This is a genomic window from Bacillus sp. C28GYM-DRY-1, from assembly GCF_030519405.1.
In the GTDB taxonomy this organism is placed as follows: domain Bacteria; phylum Bacillota; class Bacilli; order Bacillales; family Bacillaceae; genus Bacillus; species Bacillus spizizenii_A.
Map to the genome: position 1 here is coordinate 96,868 of NZ_JAUMKF010000012.1, position 20,158 is coordinate 117,025.

The following is a 20,158-nucleotide window of genomic DNA, read 5'->3' on the forward strand; positions in this document are numbered from 1 at the left end:
GACGGGAGCGAAAGGAAAAAGGGGATCTGAGGCCGAATGAACTATTAAGGGGCAAAACCCGGTTTATACAAAGGAAAGAGGGATTTTGCATGCAGCGTATTCAATTGGCGGAGGATCTTCAATTTTCAAGAGTCATACACGGGCTTTGGCGGCTGAATGAATGGAACTATTCAGATGCCGAGCTGCTCAGCCTCATTGAATGGTGTATCGATCACGGCATCACAACCTTTGATCATGCGGATATTTACGGTGGCTATACGTGCGAAAAGCTGTTTGGAAACGCCCTTGCCCTTTCGCCTGGATTAAGGGAAAACATAGAGCTGGTCACTAAATGCGGCATCGTTCTAGAATCACCTGAACGTCCCGCTCACAAATCGCATCATTATAATACAAGCAAGTCACATATTTTGGCATCTGTTGAGCAATCCCTTCTAAACCTTAGAACGGATTATATCGACGTGTTGCTGATTCACAGACCGGACCCGCTCATGGATCCAGAGGGAGTAGCAGAGGCATTTCAAGCGCTGAAATGCTCCGGCAAGGTCAGACACTTCGGCGTTTCAAATTTTAAAGATCACCAGTATCGCATGCTGGAATCGTATTTGCCTGAGAAGCTTGTGACCAATCAAATTGAGCTTTCTGCATATGAATTAGAAAATATTCTGGACGGCACTTTGAATTTGTGCCAAGAAAAACGGATTTCGCCGATGGCATGGTCACCGCTGGCAGGAGGCAACGTTTTCACTGGGGACACGGAAAAAGACCGCCGCGTCCGCTCGGCGCTCGAATCCGTTCAGGCGGAAATCGGCGCCGCTTCATTGGACGAGGTGATGTACGCATGGCTGTTCACGCATCCGGCCGGCATCATGCCGATTGTCGGAAGCGGAAAACGCGAGCGGATTTCCGCCGCAGTAAATGCTTTGGCATACAAGCTTGACCATGAACAGTGGTTCCGTATTTTGACAGCCGTACAGGGTTACGATATTCCTTAACAAAAGCACCAGCTTAGCAGCTGGTGCTTTTTCAATATTGTCACACCGCTTAGTGCCAAATTACCATTTATATTTGATTGAAACTCAATTGAAAGCGTTTTATATTATTAAGAAAACCTCTCTTTACCCTCTCTTGTATCTCCTTGCGACTTCATCCGCACATCACGACTGTCTAGGAGGCCTTTTTTATGTATATGACTGCCAGAGAACAAAAGCTTTTAAAGCACTTGTTATTACAAAATCGATATGTAACCGTAACTGAGCTTGCTGAGCTGATGGAAGTCAGCACGAGAACCATCCATAGAGAGCTCAAATCAATTAAGCCGCTAATGGAAACCGTCGGGATTACGCTGGATAAACAGCCTGGAAAAGGGCTGAAAGCAGTGGGCAGTCCCGAGGATAAACAAAAGTTGCTTACCGATTTATCATATGAACAGCATGAATATAGCGCGGACGAACGGAAACTGCTCATTCTCTGTTCGTTATTAGAGTCTCAGGAGCCCGTCAAGCTGTACACGCTAGCCCATGACCTGCAGGTGACGAATGCCACAGTCAGTTATGACTTAGACGATCTGGAGAAATGGATTTCTCCCTTCGGATTGACACTGATCCGTAAAAGAGGTTTTGGCATCCAGCTCATTGGACCGGAGAATGCAAAACGTAAAATTGTCGGCAACCTGATTGTGAACCGTCTCGACATCCAAATGTTTTTGGAAGCTGTTGAATTAAACATCAAAGGTAAAGCCGATTCTTCAGAATCAGAAAAAATGTTTGGCGTAGTCAGCAAAGGCGAGCTGTTAAAAATGGAGCGGATTCTATTTCAGTTGAAAGAAGAAATCGCCTTTTCATTGTCCGACAGCTCTTATATAGCGCTCGTCGTCCATCTGACGTTTGCGATTGAACGAATCAAGCTTGGGGAAACCATCACCATGGAGCAAAATGAGCTTGAGGAACTGAAAAGTGTGAAAGAATACAGCTCCGCGCTTGCAATCGCTGGCGAGCTTGAACGTGCCTTTAGTGTGACAATTCCAGAGGCAGAGGTCGGCTATATCACCATCCACCTTCGAAGCGCCAATCGCAAATATAAGACAGAATACAAAACGCAGGAAATCGAACTGGAAACAGCCCTGCAAACAAAGCGGCTCATAGCTTTTATTTCGGACAAAATCAGAATGGATCTCACGAAGAACTACTCTTTATATGAAGGCCTGATCGCCCATTTGGAGCCTGCCGTCAGCCGCATAAAAGAAAATATCGAGATATACAATCCGATGAAGGAACAGATCAAACGCGATTATTTTCTGCTTTATATGGCGATCGAAGAAGGCGTGGAAAAGTATTTTCCGGGTATGTCCTTTTCTGATGATGAGATCGCTTTCATCGTCCTTCACTTCGGGTCCGCCCTTGAAATCAAAAAAGAAGAAGCAAAAGTGAAAGCGCTTGTCGTATGCTCAAGCGGGATCGGCTCTTCGAAAATGCTTGCTTCAAGACTGAAGAAAGAGTTGCCGGACATTGAATCGTTCGACATGTCGTCCTTGATCGAGCTGAAGGGCAGGGATGTTCAATCCTACGATTTGATTGTTTCCACCGTTCCGATTCCTTACGAATCCATTGATTACATTATGGTCAGCCCGCTTTTAAATGAGGAAGACACAAACCAGGTGAAGCAGTACATCAAGCGGAAAATTCCGCTCATTCTTGACAAAAATAGAAATTCAAAGGAAGACACGCAGCATGCTGATGTACCCGACATGCTGGCAGCGGCGGAAAGCATGGGGCGGTACATGGCCGTCATTCAAGATGTTCTGCGCCACTTTACACTAACTCACCTCAAAACAAGCCCTGTTCATAGTATGCTTCTGTTAGAGCTTTTTCAACAGCTGAAGAAGGATGGCTTGATCCGTGATCCGAAAAAAGCGGCGGTTTGCCTGGCAGAGCGGGAGAAACAAGGGGGATTGGGAATACCGGGGACGAACATGGCGCTATATCATCTCAAAAATGATGAAATCGTCCTGCCCTTTTTCAAAATATATGATCTCAGCACCTCTTATGAAGTGAATGGCATGGACGGAAATACCCTCAGCATGACACGCATCCTCGTCATGATGGCCCCGGGCTCATTATCTGCTGAAGGATCGGAGATTTTAAGCGCCATCAGCTCCGCAATAATCGAGAGCAGAGAGAGCATGGCGGGGTTTCAGGAAGAGGGAGAGCAAGAACTGTATCAGCGGTTAAATCACATATTTTTCACATGGATGAAGGGAAAAAAACTCCTGTAATCCGGCATGGCACACGTCAAAAGATTGGCGTGTGTTTTTATGTGGATAGGGTGCAAAATAAGAAAAAGCGGGACTATTTTATCATTCATCAATGGAATAATTCCAAAATGAAATAGTTTTACAAGTTATCCTTTTTGGGTTAAAATGGGTGAGGTAAGGAAGATAATCTAACAAATAATTGAAGATTCAAGAGAATGTAGGAGATGACAATATGGAAACATTACAGCATCTGATTCTGCATGACATGCCGAATAGCGAAGATATAGAGGCTGTAAAAAGCGGAAACCATGCCTTGACATATGCAGGTTACCGTAAACGGATTAATCAGCTGGCGAATGCCATGCTTCAAAAAGGAATTCAAAAGGGCGACCGTGTCGCATTGCTTTGCAAAAACGGCCATCCTGCATCAACTGTTATGTTTGCGGCGCTTGAAATAGGTGCTGTTGTGGTACCTGTCAGCTGGCAGCTGAAACCATATGAAATGACAGGCATTTTAAAAGCAAGTGAACCGAAAGCGATGTTTTACGGAGCGGAGTTTAAAGAGACACTTGGCGAAGTTCTTCCCGAACTGTCTACATTGCATATCACAATAGAAACAGGAACAGCTTACGAAACGTCTGCTGAGTTTGAAGCTCTGTTTGCCGGTTCTGATCATTTGCCAGAAACTGAAATGGTTTCCCCAGATGATACAGCGCTGCTGATGTTTACGTCTGGTACTACAGGAAACCCGAAAAGATGCATGATCACACATGGCGGCATCTACAGATACGTCCAAAGATCCAGCAGCTCAGCAGCACGCATGAAGGGGCTTCGTTTCCTCGCGTGCCATCCGATTTACCATACGAGTGCGCTCATTTGCATCATGCTTGGAACGTTTGCAGGAACAACATTTGTATATACAAAGGATCAAGACCCTGTTCACATGCTGAAGGTCATTGAAGAAGAAAAAATTCAGACTGTGATGGCTCTTCCTGTGTTTTACACGTACTTGCTTGAAGCGTGGGAAACGCACCAAACTGACTTATCTTCGCTTGTGATATTAATGACAGGCGGAACAAAAGTGCCAAGCAGCCTGATCCGCCGCTATCTTGATATTGGCATTCCGCTCGCGCACGGCTATGGAAGCACTGAGGCTTGGGGAATCAGCACATGGATGCCTGATATGGGAATGGATAAAGCGGCCTCTGCAGGAAAGCCTGTGGCAGGTGTTAAAGTCAAAGTGGAAAATCCTCAGACGGGAGAAGAACTCCCTCAAGGGGAAATTGGCGAAATCGTTGTTCATACCCCATTCTTATTTAAAGGCTATGAAGACAATCCTGAAGCAACAGCGAAAGTGCTGCAAAACGGCTGGTTCAGAACCGGAGATTCAGGTTATGTAGATGAAGATGGTTTTATTTTCATCACTGGACGCTATAAGGATGTCATTATTTACGGAGGCGATAACGTCTATCCGGATCAGGTTGAAGAAGTCATCCAGCAGATTCCGGGAATCCTTGAAACAGCTGTGGTCGGTATTCCAGATCCACTGTACGGTGAAAAGCCGAAAGCTTTTATCGTGACAAACGCCGGCCAGCGTATAACGGAAGAGGATGTCATCGCATTCTGTAAAGAACGACTATCCGCATACAAAATACCTGAAGTCGAATTTGTTAAAGAACTGCCGAAAAACAACCTCGGCAAGGTAAAAAAAGACGTCTTGCGCAAGCAGGCTGTACATTCATAAAAAGAAGCCCGCCACTTTATATGGCGGGCTTCTTTGCTGTTGCACAGACGGAAAGCTCGGGCTTAATGTTTTTAAATTGCAGCTCAATGTCTTCGAAGCCGGCTGCTTTGAAGTCTGCAATCATCTGTTTTCCAAATGATTTGGTTTTCTCGGGACTCGCATCCGCTTCCCGCGGCTGCATCGTAATCGCTGCTTTGCCGCCGGGCTTTAGCGCCTGGTAAATCTGTTTCATGCCTTTTTCCTGGTCATTCCAGATGGTGTAGTTGTTAACGGAAATTACTTTATCATAAAACGAGGCAATGAGAGGAAATGTCTCGACACTTCCTTGTATCAGGCGCACTTCCTTCGATTTTACTCTGCGGGCGGCCAGTTTCAGCATGGTCTCTGACACATCAATCCCATGAAGATGAATGTCCTTTTCACGTTTCAGCATCTGTTCCATGCAGTAGCCCGGCCCAAACCCCACTTCTAAAATGTTGTCCCCGCGTGTGATCCCCAGCAGATCTATTGTCCACTGATTCAATGTTTTATTTTCAGCAGCCATGATGTACCCGGCAATCATGCCGAATACGCCCTTTGGCTTGCTGAATTTTTTAGAAAGCATATTAATCATTCAGCAACCCCCTTTGAAAGTTATTTCCTCCTTCCGTTTCATGTGAAACATTTTTCTGATAAAGCAATGCGAAGGTGCCAACCCATGTTTATCCAACGAACGTGCGAGGTACACAACAAATAGACACGAAAACAAAGGAGGAGAATTATCATGGCCAATTATCCAAAAGAACTGCCGTCCCAAACCCAAAATCGCCAGCCGGGAATTGAAAGCGAAATGAATCCAAGTCCGGTGTATGAGTATGAGGATTATAAAGGAGCAGACAAACTAAAAGGGAAAGTAGCGCTTATTACAGGCGGGGACAGCGGGATCGGACGCGCGGTATCCGTTGCTTACGCAAAGGAAGGAGCTGACATCGCCATTGTGTATAAGGATGAGCATGGAGACGCTGAAGAGACGAAGAAACGTGTAGAACAAGAAGGCGTCAAATGCTTGCTGATCGCTGGTGACGTAGGCGAAGAGGAATTCTGCAATGAAGCGGTTGAAAAAACGGTCAAGGAATTAGGCGGCCTTGACATTCTTGTAAACAATGCCGGTGAACAGCATCCGAAGGAAAGCATCAAAGACATTACAGGCGAACAGCTTCACCGCACATTCAAAACAAACTTTTATTCTCAATTTTATTTGACTAAAAAAGCAATTGACTATCTGAAACCGGGCAGCGCCATCATCAATACGACTTCCATCAACCCGTACGTAGGGAATCCGACCCTGATTGATTATACAGCGACAAAAGGGGCAATCAATGCCTTTACAAGAACAATGGCGCAGGCGCTTGTCAAAGACGGCATCCGTGTGAATGCAGTCGCGCCGGGGCCAATCTGGACGCCATTAATTCCAGCTACATTCTCTGGTGAAACAGTCGCCCAATTTGGGCAAGATACGCCGATGGGCCGTCCTGGACAGCCTGTTGAGCACGTCGGCTGTTATGTGCTGCTGGCATCAGATGAGTCATCTTACATGACAGGCCAGACACTGCATGTCAACGGCGGAAATTTTGTGACGACATAAGTGGGAGTGAGACATATGGGCATCACGAAAGAAGAAGTGAACAGCTACTATCAAAAAGCAGGCATTGTATTAACAGACGAGGAAGTAGACCAAATTCAGCTCATGGACTACGGCTTAGGGAAAGAAAGAAAAGTCGGGCTCCAGCTTTTTGTCTACGTCAATACAGACCGTTATTGTTCAAAGGAACTGGTGCTGTTTCCGGGACAGACTTGCCCGGAACACCGCCATCCGCCGGTCGACGGCCAGAAAGGCAAGCAGGAGACCTTCCGCTGCCGCTACGGTAAAGTGTATCTTTACGTAGAAGGAGAAAAAACGGAGCTTCCAAAGGTTCTCCCTCCGCAGGAGGACAGAGAACACTATACGGTCTGGCACGAAATTGAACTAGAACCAGGCGGGCAATATACGATTCCGCCAAACACAAAGCATTGGTTCCAGGCCGGAGAAGAAGGTGCTGTCGTGACGGAAATGTCCTCAACGAGCACAGATAAGCATGATATCTTTACCGATCCAAGAATATAAGGATGAGGCTTAACAGCCCATCCTTTTTTGTGTTGAAAAAAAAGGAATCATCGTTATAATGGGTAAAAAAGGAAAGAGGGCGAGGGAATGTTCACCTGCAAGGTAAATGAGCATATCACCATTCGATTATTGGAGCCGAAGGATGCCGAGCGGCTTGCTGAACTCATGATCGAAAATCAGAAGAGGCTCGGCAAGTGGCTGTTTTTTGCGGAAAATCCAAGCAGTGCTGAAACATACAGAGAAACGATCATTCCAGATTGGCGGCGGGAGTATGCGGACCTTAGCAGCATCGAAGCGGGGCTCTTTTATGACGGCAGCCTATGCGGCATGATCGGCCTTCATCATCTAGACCAGATCAATCGAAAAGCGGAAATCGGATACTGGATTGCCAAAGAATTTGAAGGCAAAGGCATCGTTACCGCCGCCTGCAGAACACTTATCACGTATGCTTTTGAAGAACTTGGGCTGAATCGCGTTGCTCTCTGTGCTGCTGTCGAGAACCAAAAAAGCAGAGCGGTCCCGGAACGGCTCGGCTTTCAAGAGGAAGGAAAGGCACGGGACGGCTTATTCGTTAATGGCAGGTATCATGACCTTGTTTATTACAGTTTGCTGAAGCGTGAATGGAAAGATTCAAAATAAAGCGCGCATTTTCTTTGTTTAAATCTTACCCAGATGTGGAAAAGTAACAGCGGAGACGTTAAAAAGGAGTGATTCGAGATGAATCAGCAAGACGTTAAACAAAAAGTACTTGATGTTCTAGATCACCATAAAGTAGGTTCGCTCGCAACGGTTCAGAAGGGCAAACCGCATTCCCGCTACATGACGTTTTTTCATGACGGGCTGACGATTTATACACCGACAAGCAAAGACACTCATAAAGCCGAAGAAATTGAAAACAACCCCAACGTTCACATTTTATTAGGCTATGATTGTGAAGGCTTTGGCGACGCGTATGTTGAAGTTGAAGGAAAAGCCAAAATCAACAACTCGGCAGAACTGAAGGACAAAATATGGAGTTCCAAATTAGATCGCTGGTTTGACGGTAAGGATGATCCGAATCTGGTGATTCTTGAAATTGAACCGGAGGATATCAGGTTAATGAATGCCGGAGAGAAAACACCGGTCTCACTCGAACTATAAAAAATTTGTGTTTTCAGGGGCGATATGTTATCATGAATAGCTAGTAAGAAAAATAAGCAAATAAAAAAGAAAGTAAACTTCTTTTTTCTGTTTTGAGAGAGAAGCTTACCGCTTCCCAAGCAGCATAACCAGCTGCCCTTATTCTTTTCCTTCATAACAAATCGCCCCTAACGATGAGATGGAAAAAAGACTTTTTTGTTTTACAATTCACACCGGCGCGGCTTCGGAGCCGCAGTGACGATTGAGAGGTAGGGCTTTCGTTGTCTTGTGTGCAAGAAATTTCCATGGTGTTTACTTTCCAGAATGATTCTTCGGAACAATGCTTTATGAATCTAACCCGCCCGACTTGGCGGATGATATAATCTTTATTTGCGTATAGAAAAGAATAAGACAAACCGTTCGGCATACGCCGGCGGTTTTTTATTGTTAAAAAACACCCCGCACTGAAACCTCTTTGTCTTCTTTTCAGTCTTATCTCTAGGATGAAATTGGAGGAAGAATAACGTGCATGTCATGACAACACAAGTGCTTTTTATTTTCTGTTTTTTATTACTGATTCACTCAATAGAAACCTTAGCTTATGCCACAAGGCTTTCCGGGGCACGCGTAGGATTTATTGCGTCCGCGCTTTCCCTATTTAATGTCATCGTCATCGTGTCCAGGATGTCGAACATGGTGCAGCAGCCCTTTACTGGACATTTAATTGATAATGCTGGAAAAAATGCCCTTGCGATTGTAGGCGAGCAGTTCCGCTTCTTGATATTCGGATCGACAGTCGGCACCATCCTGGGCATTATCCTGCTCCCGTCTTTTGTTGCTCTTTTTTCACGGGCGATTATTCACTTGGCGAGCGGCGGCGGCTCCGTTTTTCAAGTGTTTCGAAAGGGATTCTCGAAGCAAGGGTTCAAAAATGCTCTTTCCTATTTGCGTCTGCCGTCTCTTTCATATGTAAAGGGATTTCACATCCGCTTGATTCCGAAGCGTTTGTTTGTCATCAACATGCTGATCACATCGATTTATACGATTGGCGTGCTCTCAGCTTTGTACGCAGGCCTTCTGGCGCCGGAGCGCAGCACGACAGCCGTTATGGCATCGGGCTTGATTAACGGAATTGCGACGATGCTGCTGGCGATTTTTGTTGATCCTAAGGTATCCGTTCTTGCCGATGATGTGGCAAAAGGAAAACGAAGCTATACGTATTTAAAATGGACCTCTGTAACGATGGTCACGTCAAGGGTGGCGGGCACTCTCCTCGCCCAGCTGATGTTTATTCCGGGCGCCTACTATATCGCGTGGCTGACAAAGTGGTTTTGATAAGAAAGGCTGGATTATAAAAATCCAGCCTTTTTCGCGCTTACTTATTTATATTTCCTTAATCCGCGGTCGTACAAAAAGTTTCCGAACGGGACAAAAGCGGCGATGAAGCCGGCGGCTGACCATTTCAGCGGCCATTTGACAGAGAAGGTTGCATACGCCAAGACTAGCAAATACAAAATGAACAACCCGCCGTGAACCGAACCGACAATTGTCACCGCAAGCGGAAGGTCCGCCCAATATTTTAGCGGCATGGCGATGAACAGCAGGATTAAGAGTGACATTCCTTCAATAAAACCCATTGTGCGAAGTTTTCCGATCGGCGTTTGCAGCATAAATCGCCCTCCTTGTGGACACGTTTTCATTCTATACTATAAACAATCCAGAGAGCGCATATGACAGCTTTCAGAAAATGTTCGGAAAACATTCATTTTTAGATGCTATTTCTAGGGGACTGTACTTGTCATTTACAAAAATACCCGAGATAATGTGTACAAAATCATAAAAGAAGGATGTTGAAATGAAACTTGATCAGATTGATCTGAATATCATTGAGGAGCTGAAGAAAGACAGCCGTTTGTCAATGAGGGAATTAGGCAGGAAAATTAAGCTGTCGCCGCCATCAGTGACAGAACGCGTAAGGCAGCTTGAATCGTTCGGGATCATTAAGCAATACACGCTGGAGGTCGATCAGAAAAAGCTGGGGCTTCCTGTTTCCTGCATTGTGGAAGCAACCGTCAAAAACGCGAATTACGAGCGGTTCCAAAGTTATATTCAAACATTGCCGAATATCGAATTTTGCTACCGGATTGCGGGAGCAGCCTGCTACATGCTGAAAATTAACGCTGAAAGCCTCGAAGCGGTAGAAGAATTCATTAACAAAACATCGCCCTACGCGCAAACCGTCACTCACGTTATTTTCTCAGAGATTGACACGAAAAACGGGCGCAGTTAGAGAGGGCTTGTTCAAGTCTGTTATAATAAAAGGATGAGCGTGAAAGAAAGAGAAGTGATCAAGCATGTCAAAAACAGTTGTATTAGCTGAAAAACCTTCAGTCGGCCGCGATTTGGCCCGGGTGCTGAAGTGCCATAAAAAAGGAAACGGTTATCTTGAAGGCGATCAATATATTGTGACTTGGGCTTTGGGCCATTTGGTGACACTTGCTGATCCGGAAGGCTACGGAAAAGAATTTCAATCATGGCGCCTGGAGGATCTGCCGATTATCCCAGAACCCTTAAAGCTTGTTGTGATTAAGAAAACCGGAAAACAGTTCAATTCGGTCAAATCCCAGCTTACCCGTAAAGACGTCAATCAGATTGTCATCGCGACTGACGCAGGCCGGGAAGGAGAGCTTGTAGCGCGCTGGATTATTGAAAAAGCGAATGTCAAGAAGCCGATCAAGCGGCTGTGGATTTCTTCTGTGACAGATAAAGCGATCAAAGAAGGCTTTCAAAAGCTGCGCAGCGGCAAAGAATATGAAAACCTGTATCATTCTGCCGTCGCCAGAGCGGAAGCGGATTGGATTGTGGGGATCAACGCGACCCGTGCACTGACCACAAAATTCAACGCCCAGCTCTCATGCGGCCGTGTGCAGACACCGACGCTTGCCATGATTGCGAAGCGGGAGGCGGACATTCAAGCGTTTACGCCGGTGCCATATTACGGCATCCGCGCTGCTGTCGAGGGCATGACGCTGACGTGGCAGGATAAAAAATCAAAGCAGACGAGAACGTTCAATCAAGACGTAACAAGCCGTTTGCTAAAAGACCTCGAAGGAAAGCAAGCGGTCATTGCTGAGCTGAAAAAAACAGCGAAAAAAAGCTTTGCACCTGCGCTTTATGATTTAACGGAGCTTCAGCGTGACGCCCACAAGCACTTCGGATTTTCAGCCAAAGAAACGCTTTCTGTGCTGCAGAAGCTGTACGAGCAGCATAAGCTTGTCACATATCCGCGGACGGACTCAAGATTTTTATCCAGTGACATCGTCCCGACGTTAAAAGACCGTCTGGAAGGCATGGAAGTAAAACCGTATGCCCAATATGTCAGCCAAATTAAAAAACGCGGCATCAAATCTCATAAAGGGTATGTCAATGACGCGAAGGTATCAGACCACCACGCGATTATTCCGACCGAAGAGCCGCTTGTTCTCAGCAGTCTTAGTGATAAAGAACGCAAGCTGTATGACCTGATTGCGAAACGTTTCCTTGCTGTTTTAATGCCTGCATTCGAATATGAGGAAACAAAGGTCATCGCAGAAATCGGCGGAGAAACCTTTACGGCGAAAGGCAAAACCGTGCAGTCACAAGGGTGGAAAGCTGTTTATGACATGGCAGATGAGGATGACGAGCAGGAGGATGACAGAGATCAGACACTCCCTAAACTTCAAAAAGGTGACACACTTGCCGTCAGCATGTTAACTGAAACAAACGGCCAAACGAAGCCGCCTGCCCGCTTTAACGAAGGGACCCTGCTGTCAGCGATGGAAAACCCAAGCGCCTTTATGCAGGGAGAAGAAAAAGGCCTCGTCAAAACGCTAGGTGAAACAGGTGGCCTCGGCACGGTGGCAACACGTGCCGACATTATTGAAAAACTGTTCAACAGCTTTTTAATCGAGAAAAAAGACAAGGATATTTTTATCACTTCTAAAGGAAAACAGCTCCTGCAGCTTGTTCCAGAGGATCTGAAATCACCGGCCTTAACGGCGGAATGGGAGCAAAAGCTGTCTGCGATCGCTGCTGGCAAATTAAAATCATCTGTCTTTATTAAAGACATGAAGGCTTATGCTAACCAAACAGTACAAGAAATCAAAAACAGCAGCCAAACCTTCAGACACGACAACATCACGGGAACCGCATGTCCGGAATGCGGCAAAATGATGCTGAAGGTAAACGGCAAACGCGGCACGATGCTTGTGTGCCAAGACCGTGAATGCGGAAGCAGAAAAACGATTGCCCGAAAAACAAACGCGCGCTGCCCGAACTGCCATAAAAAAATGGAGCTTCGCGGGCAAGGTGAGGGCCAGACCTTTGCGTGTGTATGCGGACACCGTGAGAAGCTTTCCGTATTTGAAAAACGAAAAAACAAAGATAAAGGGCGCGCTTCCAAACGGGACGTTTCCTCTTATATGAAAAAACAAAATAATAAAGATGAGCCGATTAACAACGCCCTGGCAGAACAGCTAAAGAAACTCGGTTTGGATAAATAATAGAAAAACCTGTGCATATCGCACAGGTTTTTCTATTGGACTTAGGTCCTGTTTTTTAAATGTTCAAAAAAGGGGATAAAAGCTAGCAATCTGCATTTTTTTCTTTTATAGTAAGTGTACTTTGTAACATGGCAGTCATATTTTCGTCTATATATATTTGTGAGCGTCTGATTCGCTTCAGGCGACAAAGGGGGATTTGCCTGTGAGGCATGTATTATTTGCTGTCATCTTATTCTTCTTATCTATCGGACTTTCCGCAGGGTGCGCTGAAGCTGGAAAAAAGACCCAAAATCAATCAGCGGCCGAAATGAATGCCGGCCCGCTCCAGCCGGCGGAGTATTTCATCTATCACAATCTAATGAATGACCAAGGGTTCATCAAAACTGACTTTTCAGTCCAGCCTTCATATCTATCAGAATCTCTTGGACTGTGGATGGAGTTTCTGATCAGCAAAAATGACGCTGCGCATTTTGAAGAGCAATATCAGCACCTGACTAATTCATTTCTGATGAGCAATCACTTGGTGACGTGGAAGATTCAAAACAGCCAAGCGAGCGGGACGAATGCGCTAATAGATGATATGAGAATTATGCTGTCTCTTGACCAAGCCGCCGCAAAATGGGGCCGCAGCGACTACGCGCAAACGGCCCGGGATATCGGCACAGCTTTGAGGACATACAATATGAACACCGGGTTATTTACAGACTTTTACGACTCACAGGCCGCCTCTAAGGTTGTGACGATTTCATACGTCATGCCTGATGCATTAGTTGTCTTAAAGAAAAATGGAATCATAGACGAAGAAGCGGAACAACGAAATGCCAATGTTCTCTATTCAGCGCCTTTAAAAAATGGCTTTTTGCCGAAAACATACAGCTCTGTCACGAAAACATACACATACGATAGTGAAATCAACCTGATTGATCAGCTGTACGCTGCTTGGCATTTGCCGGAAGGGAATGAAAAAGCCGCTGTATTAGCAGGCTGGATTAAGCAGGAATTTCAGGCAAACGGAAAGTTGTACGGACGATATTCGGCAGATACGAAGGAGCCTGCCGTCCAATATGAATCGCCATCCGTTTACGCATTAGCCGTATTATTTTTAACGAAACAGCATGGAGACAGCTCTGTCATCAAACACATATATGACAAAATGAATGACTTTGAAATTCTTGATCCGGTGAAAACGTATTATGGAGGTTATATGAGCGGCACCCAGACGCATTCTTTTGACAATCTGCTGCCGCTGTTAGCTGAAAGGAAGCTTTTTAATGAAAATATCATTCAGTGAATCACATACATTATTTGCTTATTTTTCAGGGCTCATCGCAGCCCTGTCTTTGTTTATTTATTATGTGCCGGCCCAGCAATCTGAAGGCGCTCTGATTATTTGCATCACGTTTGTCGTCATCGCCGCAGGCATCTGGTTCGGCCCGATTTACGCGCTGGCAGTGACCTTAATCGTACTCTTTGTTCTCGGCACGCTCATGATGTTTTTCCAGACCGGACAGGCTGCGCTGTTTCCGGCTGAGGAAGGGCTGCGAATGCTTGTCGTGTGGGGAATCGCACTTTTGCTTTTTTCTTTTATCGCAGGAAGAATCCACGATATTACAGCAGAGCTTCGGCGCTCAGTGACACGGCTTCAATCCGAAATCAAAAGTTTTGTCGCTGTGGACAGAGTGACCGGCTTTGATAACAAGCAGAGGATGAAGCTGGAACTTTCAGAAGAAATCAAACGGGCGGAGCGCTACGGCAATTCTTTCGTGTTTTTGCTGCTGCATATGCACTATTTCAAAGAGTTTAAGTCTTTGTACGGCGAAAAAGAAACAGACCGTCTCTTCCAATATGTCAGCCAGCAAATCAGGTCTAGCGTCAGGGAAACGGATAAGAAATTCCGCCCCTCTGACGAGCGTATCGGAATTGTGCTGACGCACACGCCTGCTGAACATATGCCGGCCGTCCTGACAAAGCTAAAAAGACAATTGGACACGTATCAGCTTGCAAACGGAAAGTATGTGTCGCTCACGTTCCACGTCTGCTATTTGCCTTACCGCAACGATATCCAAACAGCTGATCAATTTTTAGAAGAACTGGAAGACGAGATGATGATGAATGAACTATAAAGGAATCAAGCTGCTCTGCGTCACAATGCTTCTGCTTTCAGCCATTGCATCTTTTCCCGTTTCTGCACAAGCGAAGGAGCAGGATGCTGGCATCCTCATTATCTATTCAACCTTAGACGGCAAAGAGTCGTCTCAAGTCAAAATGCTGGATTTGCTTGCGGGCCACTTTACTTCTCATGTGACAGTCAAAAATGATTCGGATGTTGGAGCGTCCGATTTCAAAGGCAAAGACCATGTGATATATTACGGCCAAACAAAAAGAAAGCTCAGCAAAAAACTGGTGTCTCTTATCGGCAGCATAAAGGAACCAGTTGTCGCGATCGGCTATAATGCAGGACAAATCAGCCAATTTGCCGGGCTTTCATTAGCCCGAAAAGAAAATGTGTTTCAGGTCCACAGCAGGTCGGAAAAGTCCGATATGTCACTGGAGGGCGGGCTTAACGTGCTGAGCGTATCAGGCCTGAAAGGAAAGGCGCTCTATACCTTTAAAGCCAGTGACGGCAAAACGCATTCTTTTATATGGAAAACAAAAAAAGACAATGTGTACATTGGATTAACAAATTTGTTAAATGACAATTTGATCGTGGCGAAACAGCTCAGAGAAGCTTTCGGAGAGAAGGCGGGGACAACGCTATTGTATTTGCGTCTCGAGGATATCAGCCCGATGTCTGATGAAAAATTACTGCTTCAAGCCGGTACATATCTGCATAAGAGGCATGTTCCTTTTATCTTGGCAGTGGTTCCGGTTTACTTGAATCCCCAAACAGGCGATAAGGTTTATTTGTCTGATAAACCGAAGATGGTCAAGGTGCTGAAAAAGCTGCAAAGCATGGGCGGCAGCATCATTGTTCACGGATACACCCACGCCTATCGCTACAGTGAAACAGGAGAGGGCTTTGAATTCTGGGATGCAAAGGCGGATCAGCCAATCACTTCAGAAAAGGCCGATGACACCCCGTCCATTTTGGCAAAGGAACAGGCTTTTCCGAATGAACAAGCCTATAAGAGCTATTTGAAGCCGTTTCAGGAAAAGGAAGAAATGTATACAAAGCAAAAACTGACCCGCGCCATTGAGGATTTAACATCATCGGGTCTCTACCCGCTCGCATTTGAAGCGCCGCATTATACGATGTCCGAATATGGCTATCAAATCGCCTCGCAGTATTTTACAAGCATATTCGGCCAGGTTCAGCTCAGCAGCAAAACGTGGAAAACATCCGGTGCACCCCCGTTTGTGAGTGCTCCTTCGATGCTGCACGGCATGACGCTGTATCCGGAAACGATCGGTTTTGTCGATACATCAAAGCAAAACCCGCTCGGCAATATGGAGGAGCACATCTCCCAGATGGTTAATTTTGAAGGCGGAGTAGCCGGAGGATTTTATCACCCGTATCTCGGGATGACATATCTGCCAGAGCTGGTTGATCAAATGGAACGCATTCCGGACAGTGAATGGCTTGATTTAAAGAAAACAAAACAAACCGTCAAAACAGACAAAGTGGACATTCACACAAGCGGTGACGGAACGATTCAGGTGAAAAGCGGCGTAAGCGCCATTGACGAGTTTTTCGATCATCATCGGCAAACCCCTCTGGAAAAGGCGTTATGGATTCTCTCCGCAATCGTGCTCTTATTTGTCATCATGTTTGTCAGTTATACGTTTTACTTGAGAGCCACATTGAAAAAACGAATTTTTAAGGAGAGAAGAAGCCTTGGGTAATACGCTGTTCTTTATCTCACTAAGTTTAATATGGGTCATGCTTCTCTACCACATGTTTCTCATGCAGGGCGGATTTCGCCACTATATGACCTTCGAACGGAACATCCCGAAGTGGAGAGAAAACATGAAGGAGCTGCCAAAGGTCAGTGTTCTCATCCCGGCGCATAACGAAGAGGTTGTGATTCGGCAGACGCTGAAGGCGATGGTCAACCTTTATTATCCGAAGGATCGGCTGGAGATTATCGTCGTTAATGATAATTCATCTGACCGGACCGGTGATATCGTCAATGAATTTTCCGAGAAATACGATTTTATCAAAATGGTGATGACAAAACCGCCTAACGCCGGAAAAGGCAAATCCTCTGCACTGAACTCTGGTTTTGCCGAATCGAACGGCGATGTGATCTGTGTATATGATGCAGACAACACACCTGAGAAAATGGCCGTATATTACCTCGTGCTTGGCCTGGTGAATGACGAAAAGGCAGGTGCCGTGGTTGGGAAATTCCGTGTCATCAATGCTGCAAAGACGCTGCTGACGAAGTTTATTAATATCGAAACGATCTGTTTTCAGTGGATGGCGCAGGGGGGCAGATGGAAGTGGTTTAAAATCGCCACCATTCCAGGCACCAACTTCGCGATCCGCAGAAGCATTATCGAAAAGCTCGGGGGCTGGGATGACAAGGCACTCGCTGAGGATACTGAGCTGACGATCCGGGTGTATAATCTCGGTTATCACATCCGCTTTTTTCCGGCCGCCATCGCCTGGGAGCAGGAACCGGAAACGTGGAAGGTGTGGTGGCGCCAGCGCACCAGATGGGCGCGCGGCAATCAATATGTCGTGCTGAAATTTTTGGCGCAATTTTTCAAGCTGAAACGAAAACGGATAATCTTTGATTTGTTTTATTTTTTCTTTACGTATTTTCTGTTTTTCTTTGGCGTGATCATGTCAAATACGATATTCGTAGTGAATCTGTTTTATGATTTGCATTTGTCGGTTGGATTTTTGGCAATGATTCTTTGGATTTTAGCTTTCTTCTTATTTATGACAGAGGTCATGATTACGTTGAGCATTGAAAAAACAGAAATGAACAGGCAAAACTTTTTTATCGTATTTCTCATGTACTTTACATACTCGCAGGCATGGATTGTGCTGGTCATCTATTCTTTATTCGTAGAAATCAAGCACCGTTTATTCAAGCAGGAGGTCAAATGGTACAAAACAGAACGATACAATCAACATAAAAGCGGGTGACCTTTTTGAAACAAATAATGATTTTTCTCACAAGCCTCATGCTCATGGCGATGACTGGACCAGCGGCATTTGCCAAAGAGGTGGAGGTCAGCGGTTCGCTCCTCGGAAAAAACAGCCAAGAACAAGCTAAACAGCAGATGCTGACAAGCGACCTGATTACACTATACGGATTAAAAGACAGCGCGGAGCTGACATATCAGATCCCGGCAGGCGCCTCTTCCGGCAACCAGCAATTGGTGATTGAATACGAGGCATCAAATCTTTTAATTTCTCCATCGTCGTTAACGGCTGTCATTGACGGTGAACCGGTCAAAACGGTAAAGCTTGATGGTGATTCGAAACGGAAAACAGTAAAGCTGAACCTGAATAAAAGCCATTCTACCCAAGGCTATCACAACGTATCGCTGACATTTTACGGTGTCATGAAAGAGGGCGTCTGCGTCAGACAGGATACGTCCGGAAACTGGATCAAAATTTATCCGGACAGCCGCCTGACGCTGGCGGACAGCAGTGAAGCGAAGGGAACGTCGCTGGACCATTATCCATATCCTTTCGCCCAATCGGAAAATACAGCGGAAGAAACCGCCATTGTCATTCCGGATGACCCAAGTTCGGCGGAAATTGAAGCTGCAGTGAAAACAGAAGGCTATTTGAAAACGGTGGACAGCAGTGTCAGCATGTCGTATGTAACGGAATCTGAACTGAAGAAAATCGACAAGCCGACGATTTTCATCGGTGTGGACAAGCATTGGAACGGCAAGGTGAAAATGCTGATGAAACAAGCCGGCATACAGGCAAAAGGAGAAAAGCTCCTGCTTGCGGAGCGGGTGCTGAAAGCAGAGGGCAAGCAGCAGCCGGTTCTGTTTGCCCAAGCCGCGTCCGATGACGTGCTCACTGAAAAAATCAGTGTCATCACGGATCAGACTTATACAGGCCAGCTCAGCGGTGATACACTCTCAATCAGCAAGCTGAAGCAGGCAGAAAAAAAAGAAAGCAATAAGCTGACTCTCGAGAATTTTGGAGCGGGTGATATCACAATTGGAGCTGACAAAACTTCCTCTGCACATTACTTTTATCCAGCTTCGGCGGTTTTAGACCAAAACCAATCAGCAAAGCTGTCGCTCAAGCTGAAGAAGTCCGAAACGATTCAAGCCTTAACGGCGGAAAACGAATCGGTTTCTCAGGCGGCAGAACTGAAGATCATGATCAATGGCCAGCCGCACTCGGTCCGGCTTGATGATTTAGGAAAAGAAGATAAAAACGGATTCTATCATGTCATGGTCAAAGTGGACCCTAAACTGCTGCAAAAAAACCGCTACATTGATATTCAGTTCGTTACGACTGGGCTAAAGGAAAACAATCCTTGCAACACCACTGATGAAGAAAAGTGGGTCTTTATTGATAAAAGCAGTACATTGACTTACGCCATAAAAGGCATGTCTCCGTCAGCGGATTTTAAAGAGTGGCCGCTTCCTTACGCCGGACATCAGGAACAGACAACGCTGATTATGCTTCCTGATAACGTAAGCCAATCGAAGCTTAAGGAGCTTACTCTCGTAACGGAGTCCTTTGGCAGCGAAGCGCAGCATTCATATACGGTCAAGAAATCATCTGACGTAACAGCAAATGATGCCAAAGGACGAAACCTCATTTTCATAGGGGGTATCAATCAATTTCCTCTCCTGAACGAGAAATCATCAGATCTGCTTGTTCCGCAAGCGAAGAACGGCTCATTTGATGTATCAGGTTTTGAGATGCTGAATGAGACGACAAAACAAGTGGCATTTACCCAAGCATCTCTTTGGGATTCACGCTACACAATGGCCGTCTTTGCACCGTCAACAGGAACTGGCTCGGCCGTCACGAAAGAGATCATTAATTATTTGACCAGCACCGATGTCTCATCAACTGTCGTGAATGAAACAAACAGCCAGCAGGTGTTTACAAATCACCAGCAGCTTACATCAGAAGCAAACAGTTCCAGCGCGGACCAGCCATCACAGGATCATAACCAGAAATGGCTGTATATTGGTGTGCTGGCACTTATTATGTTGATTGCGGCAGTTTTCATTTGGGTTGCCGTAAGACGAAGAAAAAGAAAGACAGACAGAGAATAAAACAGAGGCAATCTAGCCTCTGTCAGGCTGTCGAGAAAATCTCGACAGCTTTTATTTTCCCTTAAAATATCCATTCTCCTGTAATAAAATAAAAGAAAGACTTCAAAAGGACGGTGTCTTTCTTATGTTCCACACAAGAAATTCTT

The 20,158-nt window shown here is 45.7% G+C and carries 17 protein-coding genes; 15 read left to right on the forward strand and 2 right to left on the reverse strand.

Annotated elements, in window-relative coordinates; genetic code table 11:
- The first annotated feature begins 89 nt into the window (after positions 1-89).
- From Q3W56_RS13275 to Q3W56_RS13285, 3 genes are all read left to right on the forward strand, one after another.
- A complete protein-coding gene (locus Q3W56_RS13275) occupies positions 90-992 on the forward strand; it encodes an aldo/keto reductase (RefSeq protein WP_302895811.1) in 903 nt (300 codons plus the stop codon).
- Between the two features lie 188 nt (positions 993-1,180).
- Complete coding sequence (locus Q3W56_RS13280; RefSeq protein WP_302895812.1) at positions 1,181-3,271, forward strand: BglG family transcription antiterminator; 2,091 nt, start codon at positions 1,181-1,183, stop codon at positions 3,269-3,271.
- 211 nt (positions 3,272-3,482) lie between these two features.
- The gene (locus Q3W56_RS13285) at positions 3,483-4,994 is read left to right on the forward strand and encodes a class I adenylate-forming enzyme family protein (RefSeq protein WP_302895813.1); all 1,512 of its coding nucleotides are present in this window, start codon (positions 3,483-3,485) and stop codon (positions 4,992-4,994) included.
- Between the two features lie 16 nt (positions 4,995-5,010).
- Here the strand turns inward: Q3W56_RS13285 and Q3W56_RS13290 are convergent, their stop codons facing one another.
- Positions 5,011-5,607: a class I SAM-dependent methyltransferase gene (locus tag Q3W56_RS13290; protein ID WP_302895814.1), complete on the reverse strand. Its 597-nt coding sequence runs from the start codon at positions 5,605-5,607 to the stop codon at positions 5,011-5,013.
- A 150-nt stretch (positions 5,608-5,757) separates the two neighbouring features.
- Between Q3W56_RS13290 and Q3W56_RS13295 the strand changes: the two genes are divergently transcribed.
- From Q3W56_RS13295 to amj, 5 genes are all read left to right on the forward strand, one after another.
- Positions 5,758-6,618 (forward strand): SDR family oxidoreductase, encoded by an 861-nt coding sequence (locus Q3W56_RS13295; RefSeq protein WP_302895815.1) that lies wholly within the window; start codon positions 5,758-5,760, stop codon positions 6,616-6,618.
- Positions 6,619-6,633: 15 nt separating this feature from the next.
- Positions 6,634-7,137: a D-lyxose ketol-isomerase gene (lyxE, locus tag Q3W56_RS13300; RefSeq protein ID WP_302895816.1), complete on the forward strand. Its 504-nt coding sequence runs from the start codon at positions 6,634-6,636 to the stop codon at positions 7,135-7,137.
- A gap of 87 nt (positions 7,138-7,224) precedes the next feature.
- Complete coding sequence (locus tag Q3W56_RS13305) at positions 7,225-7,776, forward strand: GNAT family N-acetyltransferase (protein WP_302895817.1); 552 nt, start codon at positions 7,225-7,227, stop codon at positions 7,774-7,776.
- A gap of 78 nt (positions 7,777-7,854) precedes the next feature.
- Entirely contained in the window at positions 7,855-8,277 is a 423-nt protein-coding gene (locus Q3W56_RS13310; protein WP_019713355.1) for a pyridoxamine 5'-phosphate oxidase family protein, read from the forward strand.
- Positions 8,278-8,781: 504 nt separating this feature from the next.
- Positions 8,782-9,591 carry a lipid II flippase Amj gene (gene amj / locus Q3W56_RS13315; RefSeq protein WP_302895818.1) on the forward strand — a complete coding sequence of 270 codons (810 nt, stop codon included), beginning with the start codon at positions 8,782-8,784 and terminating at the stop codon, positions 9,589-9,591.
- A gap of 44 nt (positions 9,592-9,635) precedes the next feature.
- On the opposite strand, the gene Q3W56_RS13320 is transcribed toward amj, so the two are convergent.
- Positions 9,636-9,926 (reverse strand): DUF3817 domain-containing protein, encoded by a 291-nt coding sequence (locus Q3W56_RS13320; protein ID WP_019713357.1) that lies wholly within the window; start codon positions 9,924-9,926, stop codon positions 9,636-9,638.
- A gap of 185 nt (positions 9,927-10,111) precedes the next feature.
- Here Q3W56_RS13320 and lrpC point away from each other — a divergent pair, with 185 nt between their 5' ends.
- The 7 genes from lrpC (at position 10,112) to Q3W56_RS13355 (ending at position 20,012) form a co-directional block, all read left to right on the forward strand.
- Positions 10,112-10,546, forward strand: coding sequence for a transcriptional regulator LrpC (gene lrpC, locus Q3W56_RS13325; RefSeq protein WP_302895819.1), 435 nt, complete (start codon positions 10,112-10,114; stop codon positions 10,544-10,546).
- A gap of 64 nt (positions 10,547-10,610) precedes the next feature.
- Positions 10,611-12,797 (forward strand): DNA topoisomerase III, encoded by a 2,187-nt coding sequence (locus Q3W56_RS13330; RefSeq protein WP_302895821.1) that lies wholly within the window; start codon positions 10,611-10,613, stop codon positions 12,795-12,797.
- 202 nt (positions 12,798-12,999) lie between these two features.
- Entirely contained in the window at positions 13,000-14,088 is a 1,089-nt protein-coding gene (locus Q3W56_RS13335; RefSeq protein ID WP_302895822.1) for a glycosyl hydrolase family 8, read from the forward strand.
- Positions 14,069-14,920, forward strand: coding sequence for a cyclic-di-GMP receptor EpsK (gene epsK / locus Q3W56_RS13340; RefSeq protein WP_302895823.1), 852 nt, complete (start codon positions 14,069-14,071; stop codon positions 14,918-14,920). The genes Q3W56_RS13335 and epsK overlap by 20 nt, the downstream gene beginning before the upstream one ends.
- A 10-nt stretch (positions 14,921-14,930) precedes the next feature.
- Entirely contained in the window at positions 14,931-16,640 is a 1,710-nt protein-coding gene (locus tag Q3W56_RS13345) for a DUF2334 domain-containing protein (RefSeq protein WP_302895829.1), read from the forward strand.
- Positions 16,633-17,895: a glycosyltransferase family 2 protein gene (locus tag Q3W56_RS13350; RefSeq protein WP_302895824.1), complete on the forward strand. Its 1,263-nt coding sequence runs from the start codon at positions 16,633-16,635 to the stop codon at positions 17,893-17,895. The genes Q3W56_RS13345 and Q3W56_RS13350 overlap by 8 nt, the downstream gene beginning before the upstream one ends.
- A 5-nt stretch (positions 17,896-17,900) precedes the next feature.
- Positions 17,901-20,012: a cellulose biosynthesis cyclic di-GMP-binding regulatory protein BcsB gene (locus Q3W56_RS13355; protein WP_302895825.1), complete on the forward strand. Its 2,112-nt coding sequence runs from the start codon at positions 17,901-17,903 to the stop codon at positions 20,010-20,012.
- Positions 20,013-20,158 lie beyond the last annotated feature (146 nt).

Coding starts and splice junctions, on each gene's coding strand:
- Q3W56_RS13330 (WP_302895821.1), top strand. CDS start 10,611: ATGTCAAAAACAGTTGTATTAGCTGAAAAACCTTCAGTCGGCCGCGAT.
- Q3W56_RS13290 (WP_302895814.1), bottom strand. CDS start 5,607: ATGATTAATATGCTTTCTAAAAAATTCAGCAAGCCAAAGGGCGTATTC.
- Q3W56_RS13310 (WP_019713355.1), top strand. CDS start 7,855: ATGAATCAGCAAGACGTTAAACAAAAAGTACTTGATGTTCTAGATCAC.
- Q3W56_RS13275 (WP_302895811.1), top strand. CDS start 90: ATGCAGCGTATTCAATTGGCGGAGGATCTTCAATTTTCAAGAGTCATA.
- Q3W56_RS13320 (WP_019713357.1), bottom strand. CDS start 9,926: ATGCTGCAAACGCCGATCGGAAAACTTCGCACAATGGGTTTTATTGAA.
- lyxE (WP_302895816.1), top strand. CDS start 6,634: ATGGGCATCACGAAAGAAGAAGTGAACAGCTACTATCAAAAAGCAGGC.
- Q3W56_RS13285 (WP_302895813.1), top strand. CDS start 3,483: ATGGAAACATTACAGCATCTGATTCTGCATGACATGCCGAATAGCGAA.
- Q3W56_RS13305 (WP_302895817.1), top strand. CDS start 7,225: ATGTTCACCTGCAAGGTAAATGAGCATATCACCATTCGATTATTGGAG.
- Q3W56_RS13295 (WP_302895815.1), top strand. CDS start 5,758: ATGGCCAATTATCCAAAAGAACTGCCGTCCCAAACCCAAAATCGCCAG.
- epsK (WP_302895823.1), top strand. CDS start 14,069: ATGAAAATATCATTCAGTGAATCACATACATTATTTGCTTATTTTTCA.
- lrpC (WP_302895819.1), top strand. CDS start 10,112: ATGAAACTTGATCAGATTGATCTGAATATCATTGAGGAGCTGAAGAAA.
- Q3W56_RS13280 (WP_302895812.1), top strand. CDS start 1,181: ATGTATATGACTGCCAGAGAACAAAAGCTTTTAAAGCACTTGTTATTA.